Here is a 21924-nt window from a genome sequence, read left to right on the forward strand (position 1 = left end):
GCTCCGGCCGCGCCGACCGCCCCCCTCGCGCGATCTCCAGTCTCCACCCTCTCTCGAACCAGACAGCGTAACGGAGCCTCAGATGACGGCCGACCGCGGGCGCGATCTCGTGACCGGAACCCTTCTGCTCGTCGTCGCACTCGTGTGGATCGGCCTCGTCCTGACGACGATCCCCGACGCTCCCGGCAGCCCGTCGAGCGCCAGGACGTTCCCGCTCGCCTCCGGCATCGCCCTCGCGGTGCTCGCCGGCGTCGTGCTGGTCGGCGCGATGGTGCGGACCTCCGCGGCGCCGACGCAGAAGGCCGGTCCAGGCCTGGACGCCCTCGAATGGCGCGGCATCGCCGCCACCTTCGGGTTTCTGGCCGTCTACATTCTCCTGCTCAAGCTCACCGGCTTCCTGATCGGTACCGTCGTCGTGCTCGCGGCGTTTCTCCATCTCGTGCTCGGCAAGCGGTCCCCCTGGCTGCTGATCGGCTATCCGGTCGGCTTCGCATTGGCGATCTGGCTGATCCTCGGAAAGCTGCTCGCCGTCTATCTGCCGATCGGCGAGCTGATCAACCTGTTCTGAGGATCGCCCCATGGACATCTTCATGACCGCGCTCGCCGCCTCACTGAGCTGGCAGGCGCTGCTCGGCACCTTCTTCGGGGCACTGGTCGGGCTGATCTTCGGCGCCATCCCGGGCCTCACCTACTCGATGGCGCTCGCCATGGTGCTGCCCATCACCTTCACGATGGGCCACACGGCCGCCATCGCGGTGCTGCTCGGCACCTATATCGGCGGCATGACGGGCGGCGCCGTCTCGGCCATCCTGATCGGCGTGCCCGGCACGCCCTCGGCCGCCGCCACGGTGCTGGACGGCGAGGTGATGGCGAAGAAGGGACAGGCCTCGATCGCCATCGGCATCGCCACCATCGCGGGCTGCGTCGGCGGCATCCTCAGCCTGCTCGTCATGCTGGTCTCGGTCGACGCGTTGGCCCGCGTCGCCATCTCGTTCGGCCCGGCCGAGATCACGGCGCTCGTGGTGTTCGGCCTCTCCACCATCTGCGGCCTCGCCGGCGGCTCGCTGGTCAAGGGCCTGATCGGCGGCGTGATCGGCCTGATGCTGATGAACATCGGCCAGGACCCGATCGACGGCGTGCCGCGCTTCACCTTCGGCACCACGGCGATGCTGCAGGGCGTCGACCTCCTGGTCGCGATGATCGGCCTGTTCGCCGTGCCGCACGTCGTCACCGTGTTCGCCACCTACTGGCGCGGCAAGGAGATGAAGATCGATCCCGGCAATGTGCGCACCGAGCTGCCGGGCTGGAGGCTTCTCCTCGCGCAACGCTGGAACTTCCTGCGCTCCGCCGCCATCGGCACCGTGGTCGGCGCGATCCCGGGCACCGGCGGACCGATCGCCGCGTTCCTCGCCTACGACCAGGCGAAGCGCTGGTCGAAGCATCCGGAGACCTTCGGCAAGGGCGAGGTGTCGGGCGTCGTCGCGCCGGAGGCGTCCAATCACGCCGTCACGGGCGGCGCCATGATCCCGCTCATCGGCCTCGGCATCCCGGGCGATCCGGCGACCGCCATCATCCTCGGCGGCCTGCTGATCCACGGCATCCAGCCGGGGCCGCTGCTGTTCATGGAGAAGCCCGACGTGATCACGTCGATCTATCTCCTGTTCGTCCTCGCCTATGTCGTCACGGCGCTGATCCAGCTCTTCGGCGTTCGCCTGTTCGTCAAGGCGCTGCGGGTGCCGCCGCACCTGATGGCGGTCGGCATCCTGGTGATGTGCGTGATCGGCTCCTTCGCGATCCGCAACTCGCTGTTCGACGTCGGCGTGATGGGCCTGGTCGGCTTCGTCGCCTACTGGCTGATCAAGGGCGGCATCCCGGCGACCCCGATCCTGCTCGGCCTGGTGCTCGGGCCGACGCTGGAGCGCGAGGCGCGCACCGCCCTGATCATGTCGGAAGGCTCGCCGGCGATCTTCGTGGAGTCCTACACGGCGCTGCTGTTCTGGGGCCTCGCCCTGCTGATCCTCGTCAGCCAGGTGATCACCATGGTGCGCAGCCGAAACGCCCGGACGAAAGGCGAGCCCGGCAAGGCGACGGCGTGAGCGCAGGTACGCCGGCCGGCGCTCGTCGCCGACAGTCTCGGGCCGACCGGTCGGCCGGCCCGCCTTCGCATCCGGCCCTCGCACGGCAACTGCGGGGCTTTCCGATCGACCGAGGACCACCATGACCTCACCGCTCGTCTCGAACGACTGGCTGGAGAGCCACCTCACCGATCCCGATCTTCGGGTCATCGAGATCTCCGGCGAGGCCGAGCCGAAGCCCTATTGCGACGCTCACATTCCGGGTGCGACCTTCCTGTTCTGGAAGGACGCCTGCTGGCACAAGACCGACCGTGAGCTGATCACGCCGGAGGCGCTCGCCGCGATGTTCGGCCGTCTCGGCATCGGCCCCGAGACCACGGTCGTGCTCTACGGCGAGCCGGTGCAGTACGGCACCTACGCCTACTGGGCCTTCACGATGGCGGGCCACAAGAACCTCAAGGTGCTCGACGGCGGCCGCCGCAAGTGGATGCAGGAGAACCGCCCGCGCTCGCAGACCGTGCCGCACCACACGCCGGTCCCCTATTCCACGCCGGCCCCCGACCTGTCGATGCGGCTCGGCCGCGACGACGTGCGCGCGAAGCTCGGGCGACCCGAGCGGCTGCTCCTCGACGTCCGTTCGGCCGAGGAATATCTCGGCGTGCGTCTCGCCGAGTACGCCACGGCGTTCGATCACGGCGCCATGCGCTACGGCCGCATCCCCGGCGCGCAACATCTCTACTTCCGGTGCGTCCTGAACGACGACAACGCCTTCAAGACACCCGACGAGATGCGCCGCGCACTCGCCGTCGCGGGTGTCGATCCGGGAGCTCACGAGGACGTCGTCGTCTATTGTCGGATGAGCCATCGCGCCACCCTGGTCTGGGTCGCGCTGGAGAAGCTGCTCGGCTACCGCAACATCAAGATCTACGACGGCTCCTGGACCGAATGGGGCAGCATCGTCGGGTTCCCCGTGGAGAAATGATCGCCCGCGCGCCCCCGGCGCGCCGGACCGAGAAGGACAGTGCGATGACCGCGACCGCAACCTCGACCGTTCCGAACGACTATCACGTCCCGTCGACCATGAAGGCGTGGGTGCTCGACGATCCGGGCCAGCTCCGCCTCACCGACAAGCCGGTGCCGCAACCCGGCCACGCCGAGGTCCTGGTGCGCATCGACGCCATCGCGTTCTGCGCCGGCGACATCTCGATCATCACCAAGGGGCCGCCGGCGCTGATCGAAGGCGGCAAGCCGTTCAACAAGAACTTCACCCCGGGCCACGAGTACATGGGAACCGTGGTGAAGCTCGGCTCCGGCGTGGACGAGTTCGCGATCGGCGATCGCGTCGTCGTCGAGGTGCATTACGGCTGCGGCCGCTGCGAGCGCTGCCGCGCCGGCATGTACACGGCCTGCCTGAACTACGGGATGAACTACAAGGGCCACGACAAGGGCCACCGCGCCAACGGCTTCACCACCGACGGCGGCTTCTGCGAGTATCAGGTCAATCACGTCTCGACCCTGATCCACGTGCCGGACGGCGTCGGCGACGAGGAGGCGACCCTGATCGTCACGGCCGGCACCGCCATGTACGCGCTCGACACGCTCGGCGGGCTGATCGCCGGCGAGAGCGTCGTGGTGCTCGGGCCCGGTGCCATCGGCCTGATGGTGACGGCGGTGGCGAAGGCGCTCGGCGCCGATCCGGTGATCCTCACCGGCACGCGCGAGGCGCGCCTCGCGCTCGGCAAGCGCATGGGCGCCGATCACGTCGTCAACATCCGCAACGAGGATCCGCTCGAGGCGGTGCGACGCATCACGGGCGGGCGCGGCGTCAACTACGTGGTCGAGGCCTCGGGCGATCCGAACAGCCTGAACGTCGCGACCGACATGCTCAAGCGCGGCGGCAAGGTGTGCCTGGTCGGCTTCCCGGAGGAGAAGGCCTCGGTCGATCTCGCCAAGCTGATCCGCCAGCACATCTCGGTGTTCGGCATCCGCGGCGAAGGCCGTAGCGCCACGCACCGCTGCGCCGCGCTGATCTCACAGAAGCGCTTCGACCCGAAGCCGATCCACACCCACACGTTCCCGCTCGCCGAAGTGCCGACCGCCTTCCGCTACGCCCGCGACCGCATCGAGGACGCCATCAAGGTGGTGGTGAAGATGCGGGGGTGAGAGGCAACTCGCGTGGCTCTTCTTCGTCATGCCGCGGGGAAGACGGCGCCTGCGCTCCCTCTCCCCGCGCGCGGGGAGAGGGTGGCTCGCCGTGCCGCGGCGAGACGGGTGAGGGGGCGTCTCCGCAAAGCTCAGACTCGCGGTGACGCCCCCTCACCCGAGATCCGCACCACAGGTGCGGCTCTCGACCTCTCCCCGCCAGCGGGGAGAGGTGAAGAGTGCCAGCCCGCAAACCGCGGGGAGACGAGTCTCCTCAATCCTTTTCCAGCATCTCGGCGACCGTGACGCGGCGGCCTTCGCGGGCCGAGACGGTGCCGGCGCGGACCACGGCGAGCGACTGGTAGCCGTGGACGCCGTCGGTCTCCGGTTTCGCCTGCCCGCGCACCGCCGCGGCGAACTCCTCCAATTCGTCGCGGATCGCGTCGTTCTTCTCGAACGGGATCGCCTCGACCTTGTCGGAATGACGTTTCTGAAGGCGCAGGCCGCCGTGCAGGTCGTAATAGGCGGTGGCCTCCTTGCCGTAGATGTTCATCAGATAGTACTCGCCGGCCGACGCATAGGAGGCGTTGACCGTGGAAAGCGCGCCGTTCTCGTGCTCGAGGATCATCGAGGCGACGTCCGGATTGTCGCCGGGCAGCACGAGCTGGGACGCGCGCCCCGACACCGCGACGACCGGCCCCATCAGATAGCTCAGCACGTCGATGTAGTGGATGCCGATCTGCAGCATCACGCCGCCCGGCATGCCCTCGGCGGTGTGGCGCCAGTGATGCGCATCGAACTTGCCCAGCCGGTCGCGGCTGATGTTGGACTCGGCGTTGACGAGGCGGCCGAACACGCCGGCGTCGATCTGCTGCTTGATCCAGCGGAACTGGCTCTCCCGCCGGCGCTGATAGCCGAGCTGCAGCACGATGCCGTGCGTCTTGGCGACCTCGGCGATGGCGCGGCCGGTCGCGACATTGTTGGCGATCGGCTTGTCGAGAAAGACGTGCTTGCCCGCCGCGGCGGCCTGCGCCGTGGTCTCCAGATGCACGTTGTTGGGCGTCGTGTTGACGATGCCCTCGATCGAGGGATCGGCCAGCATCTCCTCGTAGCTCGCGACCGTCTTGCAACCGTACTTCTTGGCGAAGGCGTCGCGCTTGTCGGCCGTGCGGGTGTAGCAGCTCACGATCTCGATCTTGCTCGATCGCGCGATGGCGTCGGCCAGCACGTCGGACCACCAGCCCATGCCGATGCAGCCGACGCGTACGGGTGAGGTGTTGCTCATGAGGAATGACCCGAGAGTTGATGCGAGGGGAGATACGGATCGAGACGGTTCGCAGTCATTCCGGGGCGACGCGAAGCGTCGAACCCGGAATCCAGCCGCGATCACCGCGCAGTTCGCCGGATTCCGGGTTCGCGCCTCCGGCGCGCCCCGGAATGACAGGCGGAATCGGGTTCACTTCCCGTCGATCGACACCGAGGCGCCGATCGACCGCACCGCCTCCTCGGCGATCTGCGCGTCCATGTCCCAGCTGCCGCCCGAGACGCCGACGCCGCCGACGCATTCGCCGTCGAAGATGATCGGGCAGCCGCCCTCCATCGCGGTCCAATTCTCCGGGCCGGCGGCGAGCGCGAGGCCGAGCGCGTGGGCGACGTCGAGCGGCTGTGCCACGGCGCCCTTCGACGTGGTCGGCCGCTTGTTGGAGGCGCAGCAGCGCGCCTTGGTGGTCGAGGAATGCACCAGATGGAAGCGCGCCGTGTCCATGCGCTCCAGCAGCAGCAGATTGCCGCCGCCGTCGACGATCGCCACGGCCACCTGGATGCCGGCCGCGCGGGCCTTCTCCATGGCGGTTTCCAGGATTTGTCTGGCGCCCGCATTGGTCAGGCGCTTCGCGCTCGCGGTGTAGCTCGCGGTGTGGCTCGCGGGGTGGCTCGCGGGGTTCATGGGGTCTCGTTCGGAAGGCTCGTTGCGGGAGGCCATTGTCGGGGCGCCCGCGCGGCGGCGCAAGGCCGCGCGGCGGCATCGCACCTGCGCGCGCATGGCTCGCGGCACTTCGAATGCAAGGGATGCAGGGCTCGGGATACCGGGCGAGACTTGTCATACAGAGTGAAGCGGCCGCGCCTGCGGCACGCCGCCGCGGCCGAGCGATTTCCCGCGCGTGCCCGCGGGCGCCCGCATGGTCGCCCGGCTCGCCGTCGCCCGCGAATCACCGCGCGGGACGGCCCATACGAAAAAGGAGCGGGGGTTCGCCCCGCTCCCTCGTCTCGTTCGCCGCCTGTTGTTCGGCCGATTGCTGCGCCGCGAAAGGCGGCGGGCCGAACGCCGCTCAGGCGAGCCCGTGCGCCACCTTGCTGGCCTGCTCCTGCGCCTTGAAGGTGTTGAACCGGGGCAGGAACTTGTCCCAGTCGATGAGATGGGCGTCGAGCTCCGGCCCGTCGATGCAGGCGTGCTTGCGGACCATCTTGCCGTCCACCGTGATCGGCACCATGCAGGCGCCGCACATGCCCGTGGCGTCGACCATGATCGAGTTGAGGCTCGCCACCGTCTTCACGCCGTAGGGCTTGGTGAGGTCGGAGACCACCCGCATCATGATCGGCGGACCGATGGTGATCACCTCGGCGATCTTGCGACCCTTCGACGTCTTGTCGTTCTTCAGCATCTCCTCGAGCGGCGTCGTGACGAAGCCCTTGATGCCGTAGGTGCCGTCGTTGGTCGCGTAGATCAGGTCGAGCTGGTCGCCGTACTTGGCCTTCAGCTTGCCCATCCGCTCGTCGTCACCGGTCCAGAACAGGAACTCCTTCGACCGGAAGCCGGCGATCAGCGTGACGTGGTTGCCCATCTCCAGATGCGCCCGGGCGATCGGATAGACGGGCGGCAGGCCGACGCCGCCGGCCGTGAACACCACGGTCTGGTCGGGACCGTAGTGGTGCAGCTCGCTCGCGCGGCCGAGCGGGCCGGCGATGCCCGCGAAGGCGTCGCCGATCGTCATCTTGTTCATCATGAGCGTCGAGGTGCCCATGCCCTGGATGACCAGGTCGATGGTGCCGGCCTCGGCGTCCCAGTCGGCGAGCGTCAGCGGAATCAGCTCGCCGTCGTCCCAGCCGAGCACCCGGACGAACTGGCCGGCCTGGGCCGACTGCGCCACCATCGGGGCCCGCACCTTGAACTCGACGATGCCGCCGGCGAGCGGGATCTTCTCGACGATGGTCTGCTTCACCTGACCGAGCTCGGTGTAGCGCGCCGCCTTCGCCACCCGCTCCTTGATCTCGGCCGGCGTGAACGGAATCTCGCCGACGATCTCGCGTGCCGCCGCCTGGCCATCGCCGGCCGCCCGGATGGCGGTCGAGCCGCCGCGGGCCGCGTCCCCGCCCGAGTAGACGTCCTTGATCGACGTCCTCTGCGTGCCCTCGCCGACCTCGATGGTGCCCCACTTCGAGGTCTTCAGGTCGGGCTCGGCGTCCTTCATGATCGGGTTCGCCGTGTTGCCGAGCGCCATGATCACGAGATCGACCGGAACCCGCTCGGTCTCGCCGGTGGCGACCGGCGCGCGGCGACCCGACTTGTCGGGCGGGCCGAGCTCGTTGACGGCGAGCACGGCGTGGCTGACGAAGTGGGTCTTCTCGTCGCCGATGAACTCGATCGGGGCGCGCAGCACCGCGAGGTTGATGCCCTCCTCGAGGGCGTGGTGCAGCTCCTCGACGCGGGCCGGCATCTCCGACTTGGTGCGGCGGTAGACGATCGTCACGTTGGCGCCGAGCCGGCGGGCCGTGCGGGCCGCGTCCATGGCGGTGTTGCCGCCGCCGATGACGAAGACCTCCTTGCCCTTGGTCTCGGGCAGCGGCGTCTCGTACTTCTCGTCCAGCGCTCGCATCAGGTTGACGCGGGTGAGGAACTCGTTGGCCGACATGACGCCGAGATAGTGCTCGCCCGGCACGTTCATGAAGGTCGGCAGGCCGGCGCCCGTGCCGACGAAGATCTTCCAGAAGCCGGCGTCCTTGAGGTCGTCGAGCGTCGCGGTCTTGCCGACCACGAAGTTCTTCACGAAGCGGCCGCCGAGCAGGTTGATCTTCTCGACGACGTCGTCGATCAGCGTGTTGGGCAGGCGGAACTCCGGGATGCCGTAGCGCAGCACGCCGCCGAGCTCGTGGAACGCCTCGAACACCGTGACCGGGAAGCCTTCCACGGCCAGCAGATAGGCGTTGATCAGGCCGGACGGGCCGGAGCCGACCACCGCGATCGGCGGCTTCTCGGCACGCGCCCACGGGCTCGTCACGCCGGCGAACCGCTCGGCCGGCTTGGGACCGACCAGCTTCTCGCGCTCGGGCAGGAACCATTCGAGCTGGCCGATCTCGATCGGCCGACGCGTCTGCTTGCAGACGCCCTGGCACTGCAGCTCCTGCGGACACACGCGGCCCGTGACGTTGGGCAGCGGGTTGCAGCTCTCGATCAGCTCCATGGCCTGCCGGAACTTGCCGTTGCCGAGCAGCTCCAGCATCTCGGGGATGTGGATCTTCACCGGGCAGCCGCCCTTCGGCTCCTTCTTGCCGTGGATGATCACCCCGATCTCGCACGGCTTGTCGGTGCACTGCTTGTCGCGCAGCACCTCGAGCCAGACGAACATCTCGACCTCGCGCTCGGTGTAGCCGAGCGCCATGTAGCCGAGATAGCCGGTGTTCACGAGTTCGAAGTCGTGGGAGCGCTCCTCCGGCGGCCGGATATAGGGCGGTATATAGGCGTCGAACGGCCACTTCGCCGACAGGCCCTTGAACATCGGGTACTTGTCGGAGAGATGATCGTCGAGCGCCTTCACGAACTTTCGCTTGAAGCGCATCGGCATCGACCAGATGAAGCGTTGCAGAAGCACGCTCATCTCGTCGTTGCGCAGCAGCAGATTCCAGAACGTCCGCGTGAAGGCGGGGCTCAGCTCCTCCTGCTGGAACTCCCAGGCGATCGCCTGCACGCCGTCCGACACGAAGGTGCCGCGCAGCGACTTGGGATCGCCGAGCAGACGCTTCTTGAGAAGCTCGAGCTGCTTCTGGAACAGCTCGACGGCTTCGGAGGATTCGAGCTCCTCCAGCTGATTGCGCGTCTGCTCCAGCGCCTGCGTGGTCTGGGCGTAGCGCAGCAGCTGCTCCTGGGGATTGGCGGTGCTCATCGCACGATCTCCGCGTCGCAGCCGGCCGCCGCCTTGGCGAGCCGGGCCTTGAGGTCCGGCGTGACCTTAACCGTCTCGAGCGCGCCCGGGATGGTGTGGGCGACCTCCTTGGACACGCCGTCGACCATGATCCTGGTTCGCTCGAACAGCTCGGGGACCTGCTGGTAGCAGGTCTTGCAGTTGGTGCAGGCGGCGACGTCCTCGTCGCGGATGTGCGGCCTGCTCGTAGCGCGACTTCAGCGCCTCGAGCTCGATGCGATGGTCGGCGTCCAGCCGCTCGATCGGCCGGCCGGCGAGGTACTGCAAGGTCCGCCAGTAGCGGCGCCGCTCCTCGACGAGATGCACGATGGTGTTGGACACCTCGAGCTTGACGAGCCGCTTGTCGGCGTCGGTCGACCACACGAACGGCACCTTGCCGGCGCGCGCCGCCGGATCGAGCGCGACGAAGTCCTCGACCGGGATCGCGTCGGCCTCGTTCTTCAGCGGACGGAACTGCTTCTTGAAGCGGGTCTCCTCCTGGGCGAAGTAGGCCGGGGTGAGCACCACCTCCTTCAGCTTGGTCGCGCCGTCCTCGACATACTCAATCGTGGTCGTCGTCCAGTCCTTGTCCACGTCCGGGTTGCCGTCGAGCGAGAACCAGCCCTTGCGGCTGCGGTCGGCGCCCGGATCGTGCACGAACACCGGGTTCATGCGGGCCTCGACGGCGAGGCGGGCGCGGCGGCTGGCCGCCGCGTCGGCGATGCCATGCTCGGCCTGGCACGGCGTGTAGACGTCGAGCACGGCCGGCGACGAGGTGTGGTTGAGGTAGCGCGTCACGTTCTGCAGGAAGTGCTGCTGCAGCGCCGTCGAGGTCTGCACCACGAAGACGTTCGGGTGGAACGCAGCGATCAGGCCGAGCTCCTTGCGGTCCTCCTGCTTGCCGGCATGGGCGGCGCCGAAGCGCGACAGATCCGAGTCCTGACCGGTGAGGCTCGCCGTGGAGGCCTGGCCGCCCGTGTTGGAGTAGACGCCGGTGTTGAGCACCACGACCTTGACGGGCGTGTTGGTGGCCAGCAGCCGCGACAGCGCGCCGAAGCCGATGTCGTAGGTGGCGCCGTCACCGCCCATGCTGATCACGGTCGGCAGCAGCGACAGCTCCTCCGGCGTGAACTGCGACCAGGCGAAGGTGCGGAAGAACTTGTCGTGCATGCCCGGATCGTAGGCGTCGTCGAGCTCGAGCTTGGCGATCCGCATCGCCTTCACGTCGTCGACGGCCGAGGCCGTCAGCCCCTCGAACAGCCCCTTGGCGACCGCCGGCGTGTCCTGGAACAGGCTGTTCACCCACGGGTCGTTGTAGGGGTTGAACGGGAAGGTCGAGGCGTAGACCGACGAGCAGCCGGTGGCGTTGGCGATCACGGCCGAGGCCGGGCCGTTGCCGGTCGGGCCGCTCTCCAGGAGGTACTGGCGCTTCTCCAGGACCTCGATCACGCCGGCGATGCGCTCGCGCCGCGCCTTGTCGTCCTGCACGGCGGGGAGCTTCGCCTTGAGCTTGTCGATCACGTTCTCCAGCTCGCGCAGATGGTCCTTGCGGCGCTTGGTCTGGATCGCGTTGTTGGTCGACGTGACGAGGCGGATCGCCGTCACCTCGCCGCAGCCGCGGCAGGCGCCGTGGCCGCCCGTGGTGGCGTAGTAGTTGGCGCGGTCGAGCATCAGCCGCTTGGTGTCGCCATCGGCCGTCAGCGCCGCGTCGGTGAAGCGGGCCGGCGTGTTCGGGGTCTGGCTGAGGAACTCGAAGCGGGACTGCAGGCTGTCGAGCAGCGCCGCGTCCTGCTCGCGCGCCTTGAGGGCGCCCGGGCCGCAGACGTCGATGCACTCCAGGCAGCCGGAGCACTTCCACGGATCGATCGCCACCGAGTAGAGGCCGCCCGTGCCGGGCTTCTCCTTCTCCATGGAGTCGAAGAACGGCCGCGTGCGCGCCACCGGGAACTCGCCCAGCACCTCGGCGAGCTTGCCGAGATTGCGCTTGAGCGTCGGGTTGTCGACGTCGAGCCCGGCGGCCGCGGCCGCGACCACGTCGCCGAACGCCTTGGCGTCCTTGCTGCCGCGATAGGTCTCGCGCACCGCGTCGGCGAGCGCGAAGACACGGTCGCGCACCGCCTCGCGCTGCGCCTCGACCAGATCGAGATGCTTGAGACCGGTGAGCAGCAGGTCGTGGATGTCGTGCACCGTGTTGGGGATCGCGGCGTCCGGACAGACCAGCGTGCATTCCATGCAGCCCGTGCACAGGGCCGGCTCGAACTCCGGCACGTCGCGGCGGAACAGGCCCTTGTCCTTCCACGCGGCCGAGCCGGCCGGCATGAACATGCCGGTGCCGGGCAGCACCGGCGCCTCGCCGATGGTGCCGTCGCGGAACGGTGCGGCGACCATCTCCTCGTAATAGGCGCGGTCGAAGATGCCCTCGGCCGGCGCGGCGCCGGCCGCCTTGCACATCGCCGCCGAGATGGCGACGGTGCGCAGCTGCTGCACGCCCGCCTCGGTCTCCGCCTCGACGAACTCGGGCCGCGTGTAGTCGAGCGCCTGCGTCGCTTCGAGGCCCTCCTTGATCACGGCCATGTTGCCGTCGACGACGGCGGCGCCCTTGGAGCCGAACTTCTTGGAGAGCTGCTGCTGCACCTTCTTCAGGATCACGTCCATCGACGCGTCGGCGACGATGCGGTCGACATGGCCGCACACCGCACCGATGAAGGCGATGCCCATCATGCGGGTCTCGAGCTCGGGCGTCGGCGCATGGCGCTTGGCGACCGCGAAGCCGTCCACCACGAACATCTTGATCTTCTTGTCGCGGATCGTCTTGCGGGCGCGCTTCGGCAGCTCCTTCCACACCTCCAGCGGCGAGAGGTTCGACTGCAGCACGAAGGTGCCGCCCTCGACCAGGCCGCGCAGCGGGTTGGTGTGGCTGAACACCTTGTGGTCCGGCGAGACGACGATCTCGACGTCCTCGATCTCGGCGTTGGTGATCTTCACCGTCTCGGGGCTGAGCGTGATGTAGTAGTTGGTCGGCGCGCCGCTCTTCTCGGAGCCGTATTTCGGCGAGGCCTTGGAGTGCATGTCGAGCACGCCGGCCAGGATGTCGGTGAGGAGCTTGCCGGTCGCGATGGTGCCGTAGCCGCCGACCGAGTGGAAGCGCACCCGGAAGGCCGTCGGCGGCAGCAGGTTCGGGTTCGCCTCGGTCTCGAGCGCCATCAGCTCGGTCTCGGGATAGGCCTCCTTCAGCCTCTCCTGCAAAGCGGCGAGGCGCGGGCTCGGATCCTTGGCGAAGAACTGCGAGCCGAGATAGACGAACGGCGCGTTCTTGGTCTCCATGTTCTTGAACGCGGCGATCAGGTGGCGCGGCTGCAGGTCGTGGGCGCCGAGACCGAAGATCGCGGTCGTCATCTTGGGCAGGCGGTCGAGCGCCGGAATGCCCGGGTGGCGGGTGCCGTTGGTGGCGTTCTCGACGCCCTTGAACAGCGCCTGGGTGACGAAGCTCGTCAGCGCCGTGACATCGGAGCGCTCCAGCACCGTGACGGCCGTCTTGCCCTTCAGGGCGGCGACCAGCTCGGCCTCCGGGAACGGCTGCAGCAGCTTGATCGACACCACGCCGACCTTCTTGCCCTGGCTGCGCAGATGCTGCACGACCGCCTCGACGTCGTCCGTCACGGAGCCGAGGCCGACCATCACGTGCTCGGCGTCGTCGCACATGTAGGTCATCACCGGCTTGTACTCGCGGCCGGTCAGCGCCGCGTACTCGGCCATCGCCTCGCGCACGAAGCGCGGAACGTCGCGCACGAAGTGGGTGCGGTGGTCGACCGAGCCGGCCTGGAAGTCGGGCTGGTTCTGCACACCACCGGTGAGGCCCGGATTGTGGACGTCGACCAGCGCGGGCACGAGCTGGCGGGTGCCCTTCTCGTAGGCGTTGGTCCACTGGCGCGTCCAGGCGCCGCGCAGTTCCTCCGGCACCAGCGCCAGCGTGTCGCCGATCAGCGAGGCGGCGTTGTCGGTCTCGACCCCATCGGCCTCGGTCTTCAGCCAGGTGCGCAGCTTGGCGAGATCGGCGGGGGCGAAGTCGCCCTCGTGCTTGATCAGCCACAGCTCGAGCTGATGCACGCGGCCCTTGGCGCCGAACAGGATCTCCTGCGCCACGGTCGGGCACTTGATGCGGCCGGCCGGATCGCCGAGGAACTCGCGGACCAGCTCAGGCTCCGGCATCAGCGCCTCGCTCATCATGTGCGAGGTGGCGAAGCCGTCCATGGCGTTGGCGACCGGGATCAGCGAGGTGGCCGACACCTTGTAGGAGATCACGGCGAGGTCGGCCGCCTCCTGCGGGTTGGAGCCGAACAGGATCGTGTAGCCGGACTGCAGCAGCGCGTAGACGTCGTCGTGGCCGGCCATCACGTTGAGCGAGTGCTTCGACACCACGCGGGCGGCGACCTGCAGCACGAAGCCGCCGACCTTCTTACCGACCGTCACGTAGTGGGACTCGAGCCCGTACAGGATGCCCTGGCTGGACGAGGCGTTGGAGACGAACTTGCCGCCGGTGAGCGCGGCGCCGAGCGCGCCGGACTGGGCCGAATGCTCGCCCTCCGGCTCGAAGAAGAACGGATGCTTGCCCCAGACGTTGCAGCCGCCGGCGGAGCGGAAGGCCTCGTAGATTTCGGAGATCTCGGTGGACGGCGTGATCGGATAGCCGATGACGCCGCCGCAGACGTGCCCCATCACCTGGGCGACGGCACCGTTTCCGTTGATGACAGTCGGAATGCCCGAGTATTTCGCGTTCATCTGTTGCGTCCGTCTGGTACGTGATCTCGCGCCGAGCAGGCGTCCGTCGCTCGCATGGGAGCCGGGGCGACCGTGGTCGCTCGAACCTTCGGTTTTCGACGTTTCGTCCCTGGCTTTTGTCCGGGTCGCGCGCCGAGTCGTGCTCAGGCGCGCCCTCCCGCCTTGACTGGAAGCGTTCTACTCCCGGGGTACCCCCCTCGCTCTGACTATTGTCAAAGGGTTCGGGCCGCATCGTTGTGCCGCAATGCGGAAAAACTGCTGCCGATCTCACATCGGCTTTGCGTCCGACGAGGGTCGCGCTGGCACGGCGGGCGCATCACGGTCGTCTTCATGGTCGCGTCCCGATGCCGGAAGCCCCCGCCCCACGGGGGCTTTCCGCTCGCCGACCCGACCGTCACGCGGCGCGACGACGATGTGGCGCGGCCCGCTGCACTGCGGCATCGGTGCGCCGCGGTCCCGCGCCGGCCGCAAACCGGTCATGTGAAATATCAACTGAAGGGGAAGCTGGCCGGCACGCTGATATGTCGTCCCCCCCGCCGCGCGGATGTCGGGCGGCCGACCCTCGGCCACCGGCGTCGCCCGAATCGTCGCCTCGGCGCACGCGGCTCGGGGCGCCTGTGGCGTCGCGCGAGCGCGTCCGCGGGCGGCGCCGATCATAGCCCGACGCTATCGATCCCATAGGCACTCGGCATTTCAGTTCGGCCCTCTCCGCCGCGATATTCGCATCACCGGCTTCGAGACGAAGCCAAGCGAAACCCGAAGGAGACCGACATGACCCGCAAGACCCTCGCCCTCGCCGCCCTCGTCGCCGCCACCCTCGTTTCGGCCCAGAGCATCGTGAATGCCGCGCCGTATGGCGACCAGGGCAGCCGCTATGTCGAGACCGGCCACGGTGCCGTCGAGACCGGCTCCGACCAGGCCAAGGGCGGCATCCGCTGAACGACCGCCACCCCCGAGCCCCCGAACCATCAGATCGATAGGAGAACCCCCATGAACACGCTCAAGATCGCGCTCGTCGCCCTCGCCACCCTCGCCTCGGCCCAGAGCATCGTGAACGCCGCGCCGTATGGCGACCAGGGCAGCCGCTATGTCGAGACCGGCCACGGTGCCGTCGAGACCGGCTCCGACCAGGCCAAGGGCGGCATCCGCTGAGCCGCATCACCCCCGAACACACATTCGATCAGACTGACAGGAGAGCCCCATGAACACGATCAAGATCGCGCTCGTCGCCTTCGCCACCCTCGCCTCGGCGCAGAGCATCGTGAACGCCGCGCCGTATGGCGACCAGGGCAGCCGCTACGTCCAGACCGGCCACGGCGCCGTCGAGACCGGCAACGACCAGGCCAAGGGCGGCATCCGCTGAGCCGCAGAGCAGAGACGGGGGGCCGGTGCGCACCGGCCCCTCGTCTGCCGGCCCGCCGCGCCGGCGATCCGATTGCCCCGCACCGGGGGCGTGTTATAGATCGGCCGTCGCCGCGGGCGCCGGTCCGCAAAGCCCGTCCGCGGCGATGCCACGCGCGACGTGGTCCATGTCAGCCGAGGCCTGAGATGTCCGATCCGGACCGGTCCGCATTCGAATGCTGTCGCGACATGGACGCGCCGCTGTGCGAGCGCCTGGGCGCGCTCGATGCGGTCCACCAGGAGACGGTCCCGGCCCTGCACGAGGTGACCGACCGCCTGGTCGCCCGCCTGCGCGAGAGCGGCGTCGGTGCCACGGCCCCGCAGGTCGGCGACCTGATGCCGGACTTCCTGCTGCCGGACGCGAACGGACGGCTGGTCGGTCTCGACGATCTGCTGGAGACCGGCCCGGTGGCGCTGGCGTTCCACCGCGGCCACTGGTGCTCGTATTGCCGGCTGAGCGTCGACGCGCTGGCGAAGGCGCGCGCGGCCGCCGATTCGGCCGGCCTGCACATGGTGGCGATCGTGCCGGATCTGCAGGAGTTCGCGCAGAGCTTCGCGGCGGATGCGCGCGGCGCCGTCCCGGTGCTGTGCGACGTCGACAACGGGCTCGCCGCCAGCCTCGATCTGGTCGTCTGGATGGGCGACGAGATGCTCGACCTGACGAAGAAGGCCGGCATCGACCTGCCCCGCTACCAGGGCAACGACTCGTGGTCGCTGCCGATCCCCGCGACCTTCGTGGTCGACCGCGACCGGCGGATCCTGGCGCGCTTCGTCGACCCGGACTATCGCAAGCGGATGTCGATCGAGGCCATGCTGGCCGCCGTCGCGCCCGCGACCTGATCAGCACCGAAGCGGATCGATATCGGACGCGCGCGGGCCGGCGAGGTCCGGCGCGATTTCACGCCAGCAGACGTTTCCAGTTGCACGCGCGCAGCATCTTCATCGCGGCGGTCGCCGCCGGCGACCGCTCGCGGCCGGCGACTCCGTACAGATAGATGGTCCGCTCCAGCTCGAAGCCGGCGAGCGGCGCCCGCACGACGCTCGCGCCCGACAGCGCGCTCGCCGGCGCGACGGCGACGCCGAGATCCGCCTCCAGGAAATGGACGAGATCGCGCTCGCTGTGCAGCTCGTGCGCCCGGTCGACGTCGATGTCGGCCTTGCGCAGGAGCTCGGCGATGCGACCGGCGTGCTCGCAATAGACGCGCGTCAGGAGCCGCTCCTCGCGCAGATCCTCCGGCTCGACGACGGCGTGATTGGCGAGCCGACTGTCGGCGCCGATCAGCAGCTCGAACCGCTCCGAGAACAGCGGCCAGTGATCGAAGCGGTCCCAGCTCGTGTCGATCGCCGCGATCATGCCGAGCTCGGTCGTCCCGTCCTTCAGCAGGCGCGTGACGTCGGCGGCCGAGCCGCGCATCAGCCTGAGGTCGAGCCCGCGGAAATGCCGCCCGAGCTCCTGCAGATGCGGCACCAGGAGACTGCCGTCGATGCTCTCCGACACGGCGATCCGCAGCGTGCCGGCCTCGCCCTTCTTCATCGACGAGGCGAGCGCGCGGGCCGAGCGCGCGGCGTCGTCGCACTGCTGCATGAAGGGCAGCATGCGCTGGCCGAGATCTGTCAGCAGCGCCTGCGGCCGCTCGCGCCGGAACAGGTCCCCACCGAACTCGGCCTCGAGCTGCTGGATGGCGCGCGTGAGCGAGGGCTGCGAGACGTTGCACTCGCTCGCCGCCTGCGTGAAGTTGCGCGTCCTGGCGAGTGCCAGGAAATAGCGCACCTGATGCATTTCCATCCGGGCACCGAACCCACGGTCTCCATCCGCGGAGACTTCATTCGAAGACGTCTGACGCAGGAGACAGGCGCATCGCAGCGCCGAGCCCGCAGAAAGCGGCCTCCACGCGTGGAAGATTTAAGTTTCGAGCCCGCCAGGTCAAGGGCGAAGCGGCGCCGACCGCCGCCAGGCATCCCGTGCCGCGCGCCATAGCGCGACGCTATCGATCCCATAGGCACTCGGCATTTCAGTTCGGCCCTCTCCGCCGCGATATTCGCATCACCGGCTTCGAGACGAAGCCACAGCGAAACCGAAGGAGACCGCCATGACCCGCAAGACCATCGCCCTCGCCGCCCTCGTCGCCGCCACGCTGGTGTCGGCCCAGAGCATCGTGAACGCCGCGCCCTATGGCGATCAGGGCAGCCGCTACGTCGAGACCGGCCACGGCGCCGTCGAGACCGGCTCCGACCAGGCCAAGGGCGGCATCCGCTGAACGACCCCACCCCCGACCACATCACTGATCAGACCAACAGGAGACCCCCCATGAACACGATCAAGATCGCGCTCGTCGCCCTCGCCACCCTCGTCTCGGCCCAGAGCATCGTCAACGCCGCGCCCTCCGGCGACCAGGGCAGCCGCTATGTCGAGACCGGCCACGGCGCCGTCGAGACCGGCAACGACCAGGCCAAGGGCAATATCCGCTGACGACCAGCGGACGACGGCCGGCCCCGCCGGGGCCGGCCGATCCACACGAGCGCGGAGGTGCGTCATGAATCGACTGGGCTTTGCGATCGCCGTCGTCCTCGCAGTCGTCACGACAGGGATCACGATGGGTGTCACGGGCGCGCCGGCCGCGCCGTTCGGGTCAGATCAACCGCCGAACGTCGGCACGACGCCGGGCGAGGTGCGGAACGACGTGCCGCGCGGACCATTCTCGGCGCGCTCGGGGCCCGGCTTCGCGGCCGACGTCGTATGCCGCGACGCGACCCTGCTCGACACGATTCCGCCCGGCCGCGGCCGCCTGTTCGAGTGTCTTCCCGACGGCTCGCCGGCGACGCACGTTCCGCACTGAACGCCGTCGCGGTGTTGGACATTCAGCGCCGCTTGTTCAGGCCGGCCGCGTCGAGCGCGCGCTTGATCGTGTCCTCGACGAACTTCTGGACACCCGGACGAGGTCGCGGCGGATCCGCGGCGCGGCCTCGGGGCGGCGGCACGGCGGCGTCGGCCGCCGGCGCGACCCGCGGAGACTCGACGCGTTGTGCTTCGACACGCGGCGCCGGGCGCTCGCCGGCGAACGGGTTGACGATCGTGCGCCGCGTCTGCGTCAGCCCGAAGAAGCGGGCGATGTGATAAGACGACGAGATCCCGACCTCGATCAGATACTCGCCGGGCACGCCGTAGCTCGTGTCGTCGTCGCCACCGGCGACCGGGGCGCCGTGCGCCATCAGCGGAATGATGTAGCTCTCGATCACGTCGCGGCCCTTGGCGTCGGTCCACACGTGGCGCGGATAGCCGTCGACCGTCTCGGTCCGGTCAGGGCGCGTCGAGAGGCCGTGCACGTCGGTCCACTGCTTGAGCAGCTCCTCGGCGTTCTTCGGCTTGACCACCGTGTCGGCGCCGCCGTGCCAGACGGAGACGCGCGGCCACGGCCCGCGATGCGGCGAGGCGGCGCGCACCAGATCGCCCCATTCCTTCGGCTCGCGCACCTTCACCCGGAACATGCTCTCCAGCGCCTGGCGCATGCCGGTCGCGCTCTTGTAGGGCAGCCCGGCCACGATGGCGCCGGCGGCGAAGACCTCCGGATAGGTCGCGAGCATCACGGCCGTCATGGCGCCGCCCGCCGAGAGACCGGTGACGAAGATCTGCTTGGGATCGACCGCATGATCCTCGGCCATCTTGCGGATCATCTGACGGATCGAGGCGGCCTCGCCTTGCCCGCGCGTCGCGTCGTGCTCGCGGAACCAGTTGAAGCAGGTCTTCGGGTTGTTCGCCTCGGTCTGCTCGGGGAACACCAGCAGGAAGCCGTAGCGGTCGGCGAGCGTCGACCAGCCGGCGCCGAGATCGTAGCTCGCCGCCGTCTGGGTGCAGCCGTGCATCACGACGACGAGACTCTTGTTCGGCTTCTTCGGGACGTACTTGTACATCCGAAGGCCGCCCGGATTGGGCCCGAAGTCGGGCACCGCCGTGAGCCGGCTCGGCACGTCCGGCCGCTCGCGCGACGAGACGGCGCCCGGCATCATGCGCAGGAACGCTTCCCACTGCTTGCGCTGGCGCTCCAGCGCCGCGATTGTCGTCTGCAGACCGGGCACTCGTGACTCTCCTCGAACGCGCGCGACCGAGACTAACGCGCCCGGCGACGCTGCGATGCACAATTTCCTTGAACAATGTGTTGATGCGCGATCGCGGCCGTCCTAAGGCGTCGCATTCTGCGGCGTGATAACGTGAAAGTGACAGCGAATGGACCTCGGACTCGTCGGAAAAGTTGCAATCGTCACGGGCGCGAGCCGCGGCATCGGCCGCGCAATCGCATTGCGGCTCGCCGCGGAGGGCATGGACATCGCCCTCGTCGCCCGCTCCGCCAACGCGCTCCACGCCGTGCGCCGTGACATCGACGCGCTCGGCCGCGAGTGCGTCGCCTGGGCGGCGGATCTGCGCGAACCGAACGTCGCGACCGAGATCGTCGCCAAGACCAGCGGGGCGCTCGGCCGGCTCGACCTGCTCGTCAACAGCGCGGGCGCGACGAGGCGCGGCGACTTCCTCACGCTCACCGACGACGACTGGACCGACGGCTTCGCGCTGAAGTTCTTCGGCACGATGCGCCTGACGCGAGCCGCATGGCCGCTCCTGCAGGCGGCGGGCGGCAGCGTGATCACGATCGCCGGCACGGGCGGGCGCACCGGTGACGCGGAGTTCGCCATCGGCGGCAGCGTCAACGCGGCGCTCGGCCTGCTGACGAAGGTGCTGGCCGATCGCGGCATCGCCGACGGCGTGCGCGTCAACACGATCAATCCTGGCATCATCGAGACCGAGCGCTTCTTCGCCCGCCTGGGTCGCGTGATGGAGGAAACCGGCGTGTCGGAGGCCGAGGCGCGAGAGAAAATGCTCGCCGCACATCGCGTCGCCCGTTTCGGCCGGCCCGAAGAGGTCGCCGACCTCGTCGCCGTGATGGCCTCGCCTCGCTTCGGCCATCTCGCCGGCGCCATCGTCGACCTCGACGGCGGCGAGACGCGGACGGTGTGAGCCGGACGACGTGACACGCCGGGAATCCGGGACTCGTCATGGCCGGGCTCGTCCCCATCGGCGCTGAGTTCAGGTCCGAAGCCTCTCCGTCGTCATGCTCCGCGCAGGCGGAGCACCCAGTACGCCGCAGCGTTTCGACTGAAACAACGAACGCCGGTGGATACTGGGTCGTCCGCCTGCGCGGACGACGACCACCGAGAGGTTTTGCCTCAAGTCCTGACTTAGCGCCCAGGAGGCTCGTCCCGGCCATGCACGGTCCTGGTACGGTGCCGCCCGGAAGACATGGATGGCCGCGACCAGCGCGGCCATGACGATGCCAGAGTTCGCGGTGGCGTTCGGCCCGCCTCGCTTCACCTCTCCTCGTACGCGGACAAGTCCGTGATGGTCGGCGTCTCGCCGGTCAGCGGGTTGCCCGGATCCCAGGCGTAGCGCAGCGTCTCGAAGCGCAGGCTGCGGCCGTCGACCATCAGCAGGCGGCCGACCAGGCCCTCGCCGAAGCCGACGATCTCGCGCGCCACCTCGACGGCCATCAGCGAGCCGATCACGCCCGTGAAGGCGCCGAGAATTCCGGCCTCGGCGCAGGCCGGCACGGTGCCGGGCGGCGGCGGCTCCGGGAACAGGCAGCGATAGGTCGGGTTCGGCGTGCCGTCGGGCCCGCGCTCGTGCGGCCGCAGCGTCGTGATGGTGCCGTCGAAGATGCCGACCGCGCCGGTGACCAGCGGCCGCTTCGCGAGGCAGCAGGCATCGGAGACCATATAGCGGGTGGTGAAGTTGTCCGAGCCGTCGACGACGAGATCGTAGCGCGCGATCAGGTCGAGCGCGTTCGCCGGCCCGATGCGGGTCGGGTGGCGCTCGACCGTCACATGCGGGTTGAGCCGGCCGATCACCTCGGCGGCGCTGTCGACCTTCGGCCGGCCGAGATCCGGCGTCGCATGGATCACCTGGCGCTGCAGGTTGGAGAGCGACACCACGTCGTCGTCGACGATGCCGAGCGTCCCGACCCCGGCGGCGGCCAGATAGAGCAGCAGCGGCGCGCCGAGCCCACCGGCCCCGACCACCAGCACCCGCGCGGCCTTCAGGGCTGCCTGGCCGGGGCCGCCGACCTCGTGCAGCACGATGTGGCGGGCGTAGCGCTCGAGCTCGTCGGGAGTCAGCATCGTGGCACCTTTCTCCCCTCGCCCGGTTTGGCTAGGGTCGCCGCGCTCTACCACGTTCGGGAGGCCGGAATGAACCGTGTCGCGCCGCTCCTGCTCGCCGCCCTGCTCGCCGCCCCGCTCGCGGGGACGATCGCCGGCACCGTGCCGGCCGCGGCGCAGGCCCCCGGCCCGGCCGCCCCGCCGGCCCGGAA

General features: G+C 69.1%; 19 protein-coding genes. 12 read left to right on the forward strand and 7 right to left on the reverse strand.

What is annotated here, in order from left to right; translation table 11 throughout:
* Positions 1–82 precede the first annotated feature (82 nt).
* The 4 genes from CCR97_RS04615 (at position 83) to CCR97_RS04630 (ending at position 4238) form a co-directional block, all read left to right on the forward strand.
* On the forward strand, positions 83–568 hold the full coding sequence (locus CCR97_RS04615; RefSeq protein ID WP_111358187.1) for a tripartite tricarboxylate transporter TctB family protein: 486 nt from the start codon (positions 83–85) through the stop codon (positions 566–568).
* Between the two features lie 10 nt (positions 569–578).
* Positions 579–2096 (forward strand): tripartite tricarboxylate transporter permease, encoded by a 1518-nt coding sequence (locus CCR97_RS04620; protein WP_111358188.1) that lies wholly within the window; start codon positions 579–581, stop codon positions 2094–2096.
* A gap of 121 nt (positions 2097–2217) precedes the next feature.
* Positions 2218–3057 carry a sulfurtransferase gene (locus CCR97_RS04625; protein ID WP_111358189.1) on the forward strand — a complete coding sequence of 280 codons (840 nt, stop codon included), beginning with the start codon at positions 2218–2220 and terminating at the stop codon, positions 3055–3057.
* Between the two features lie 44 nt (positions 3058–3101).
* Entirely contained in the window at positions 3102–4238 is a 1137-nt protein-coding gene (locus CCR97_RS04630; protein WP_111358191.1) for a zinc-dependent alcohol dehydrogenase, read from the forward strand.
* Between the two features lie 253 nt (positions 4239–4491).
* On the opposite strand, the gene CCR97_RS04635 is transcribed toward CCR97_RS04630, so the two are convergent.
* The 4 genes from CCR97_RS04635 to CCR97_RS04650 all read right to left on the reverse strand — a co-directional run bounded on the left by CCR97_RS04635 (position 4492) and on the right by CCR97_RS04650 (position 14170).
* Entirely contained in the window at positions 4492–5502 is a 1011-nt protein-coding gene (locus CCR97_RS04635) for a Gfo/Idh/MocA family protein (protein ID WP_111360547.1), read from the reverse strand.
* Positions 5503–5673: 171 nt separating this feature from the next.
* Positions 5674–6162 (reverse strand): GlcG/HbpS family heme-binding protein, encoded by a 489-nt coding sequence (locus tag CCR97_RS04640; protein WP_170146103.1) that lies wholly within the window; start codon positions 6160–6162, stop codon positions 5674–5676.
* Between the two features lie 382 nt (positions 6163–6544).
* Positions 6545–9373, reverse strand: a complete 2829-nt coding sequence (locus CCR97_RS04645) for a sulfide/dihydroorotate dehydrogenase-like FAD/NAD-binding protein (protein ID WP_111357291.1) — start codon at positions 9371–9373, stop codon at positions 6545–6547.
* 66 nt (positions 9374–9439) lie between these two features.
* On the reverse strand, positions 9440–14170 hold the full coding sequence (locus CCR97_RS04650) for a 2-oxoacid:acceptor oxidoreductase family protein (protein ID WP_244670264.1): 4731 nt from the start codon (positions 14168–14170) through the stop codon (positions 9440–9442).
* A 771-nt stretch (positions 14171–14941) separates the two neighbouring features.
* Between CCR97_RS04650 and CCR97_RS04655 the strand changes: the two genes are divergently transcribed.
* From CCR97_RS04655 to CCR97_RS04670, 4 genes are all read left to right on the forward strand, one after another.
* Positions 14942–15109, forward strand: a complete 168-nt coding sequence (locus CCR97_RS04655) for a hypothetical protein (RefSeq protein WP_170145822.1) — start codon at positions 14942–14944, stop codon at positions 15107–15109.
* Between the two features lie 51 nt (positions 15110–15160).
* Complete coding sequence (locus CCR97_RS04660; RefSeq protein ID WP_201159338.1) at positions 15161–15322, forward strand: hypothetical protein; 162 nt, start codon at positions 15161–15163, stop codon at positions 15320–15322.
* A 49-nt stretch (positions 15323–15371) separates the two neighbouring features.
* On the forward strand, positions 15372–15533 hold the full coding sequence (locus CCR97_RS04665) for a hypothetical protein (RefSeq protein WP_170145823.1): 162 nt from the start codon (positions 15372–15374) through the stop codon (positions 15531–15533).
* 185 nt (positions 15534–15718) lie between these two features.
* Complete coding sequence (locus CCR97_RS04670) at positions 15719–16411, forward strand: peroxiredoxin-like family protein (protein ID WP_111357293.1); 693 nt, start codon at positions 15719–15721, stop codon at positions 16409–16411.
* A 58-nt stretch (positions 16412–16469) separates the two neighbouring features.
* Here CCR97_RS04670 and CCR97_RS04675 read toward each other — a convergent pair whose 3' ends face one another.
* On the reverse strand, positions 16470–17357 hold the full coding sequence (locus CCR97_RS04675; protein WP_111357294.1) for a LysR family transcriptional regulator: 888 nt from the start codon (positions 17355–17357) through the stop codon (positions 16470–16472).
* A gap of 304 nt (positions 17358–17661) precedes the next feature.
* Between CCR97_RS04675 and CCR97_RS04680 the strand changes: the two genes are divergently transcribed.
* From CCR97_RS04680 to CCR97_RS04690, 3 genes are all read left to right on the forward strand, one after another.
* Entirely contained in the window at positions 17662–17829 is a 168-nt protein-coding gene (locus tag CCR97_RS04680) for a hypothetical protein (protein WP_170145824.1), read from the forward strand.
* 50 nt (positions 17830–17879) lie between these two features.
* The gene (locus CCR97_RS04685; protein ID WP_170145825.1) at positions 17880–18041 is read left to right on the forward strand and encodes a hypothetical protein; all 162 of its coding nucleotides are present in this window, start codon (positions 17880–17882) and stop codon (positions 18039–18041) included.
* Positions 18042–18105: 64 nt separating this feature from the next.
* Positions 18106–18408, forward strand: a complete 303-nt coding sequence (locus CCR97_RS04690; RefSeq protein WP_111357295.1) for a hypothetical protein — start codon at positions 18106–18108, stop codon at positions 18406–18408.
* A gap of 22 nt (positions 18409–18430) precedes the next feature.
* Here the strand turns inward: CCR97_RS04690 and CCR97_RS04695 are convergent, their stop codons facing one another.
* On the reverse strand, positions 18431–19645 hold the full coding sequence (locus CCR97_RS04695; RefSeq protein WP_245428843.1) for an extracellular catalytic domain type 1 short-chain-length polyhydroxyalkanoate depolymerase: 1215 nt from the start codon (positions 19643–19645) through the stop codon (positions 18431–18433).
* A gap of 148 nt (positions 19646–19793) precedes the next feature.
* Here CCR97_RS04695 and CCR97_RS04700 point away from each other — a divergent pair, with 148 nt between their 5' ends.
* Positions 19794–20576, forward strand: coding sequence for an SDR family oxidoreductase (locus CCR97_RS04700; protein ID WP_111357296.1), 783 nt, complete (start codon positions 19794–19796; stop codon positions 20574–20576).
* Positions 20577–20926: 350 nt separating this feature from the next.
* Here CCR97_RS04700 and CCR97_RS04705 read toward each other — a convergent pair whose 3' ends face one another.
* Positions 20927–21733, reverse strand: coding sequence for a HesA/MoeB/ThiF family protein (locus CCR97_RS04705; protein ID WP_111360714.1), 807 nt, complete (start codon positions 21731–21733; stop codon positions 20927–20929).
* Positions 21734–21924 lie beyond the last annotated feature (191 nt).

Source organism: Rhodoplanes elegans (assembly GCF_016653355.1).
Taxonomy (GTDB): domain Bacteria; phylum Pseudomonadota; class Alphaproteobacteria; order Rhizobiales; family Xanthobacteraceae; genus Rhodoplanes; species Rhodoplanes elegans.

Coding starts and splice junctions, on each gene's coding strand:
- CCR97_RS04615 (WP_111358187.1), top strand. CDS start 83: ATGACGGCCGACCGCGGGCGCGATCTCGTGACCGGAACCCTTCTGCTC.
- CCR97_RS04620 (WP_111358188.1), top strand. CDS start 579: ATGGACATCTTCATGACCGCGCTCGCCGCCTCACTGAGCTGGCAGGCG.
- CCR97_RS04625 (WP_111358189.1), top strand. CDS start 2,218: ATGACCTCACCGCTCGTCTCGAACGACTGGCTGGAGAGCCACCTCACC.
- CCR97_RS04630 (WP_111358191.1), top strand. CDS start 3,102: ATGACCGCGACCGCAACCTCGACCGTTCCGAACGACTATCACGTCCCG.
- CCR97_RS04635 (WP_111360547.1), bottom strand. CDS start 5,502: ATGAGCAACACCTCACCCGTACGCGTCGGCTGCATCGGCATGGGCTGG.
- CCR97_RS04640 (WP_170146103.1), bottom strand. CDS start 6,162: ATGAACCCCGCGAGCCACCCCGCGAGCCACACCGCGAGCTACACCGCG.
- CCR97_RS04645 (WP_111357291.1), bottom strand. CDS start 9,373: ATGAGCACCGCCAATCCCCAGGAGCAGCTGCTGCGCTACGCCCAGACC.
- CCR97_RS04650 (WP_244670264.1), bottom strand. CDS start 14,170: ATGAACGCGAAATACTCGGGCATTCCGACTGTCATCAACGGAAACGGT.
- CCR97_RS04655 (WP_170145822.1), top strand. CDS start 14,942: ATGACCCGCAAGACCCTCGCCCTCGCCGCCCTCGTCGCCGCCACCCTC.
- CCR97_RS04660 (WP_201159338.1), top strand. CDS start 15,161: ATGAACACGCTCAAGATCGCGCTCGTCGCCCTCGCCACCCTCGCCTCG.
- CCR97_RS04665 (WP_170145823.1), top strand. CDS start 15,372: ATGAACACGATCAAGATCGCGCTCGTCGCCTTCGCCACCCTCGCCTCG.
- CCR97_RS04670 (WP_111357293.1), top strand. CDS start 15,719: ATGTCCGATCCGGACCGGTCCGCATTCGAATGCTGTCGCGACATGGAC.
- CCR97_RS04675 (WP_111357294.1), bottom strand. CDS start 17,357: ATGGAAATGCATCAGGTGCGCTATTTCCTGGCACTCGCCAGGACGCGC.
- CCR97_RS04680 (WP_170145824.1), top strand. CDS start 17,662: ATGACCCGCAAGACCATCGCCCTCGCCGCCCTCGTCGCCGCCACGCTG.
- CCR97_RS04685 (WP_170145825.1), top strand. CDS start 17,880: ATGAACACGATCAAGATCGCGCTCGTCGCCCTCGCCACCCTCGTCTCG.
- CCR97_RS04690 (WP_111357295.1), top strand. CDS start 18,106: ATGAATCGACTGGGCTTTGCGATCGCCGTCGTCCTCGCAGTCGTCACG.
- CCR97_RS04700 (WP_111357296.1), top strand. CDS start 19,794: ATGGACCTCGGACTCGTCGGAAAAGTTGCAATCGTCACGGGCGCGAGC.
- CCR97_RS04705 (WP_111360714.1), bottom strand. CDS start 21,733: ATGCTGACTCCCGACGAGCTCGAGCGCTACGCCCGCCACATCGTGCTG.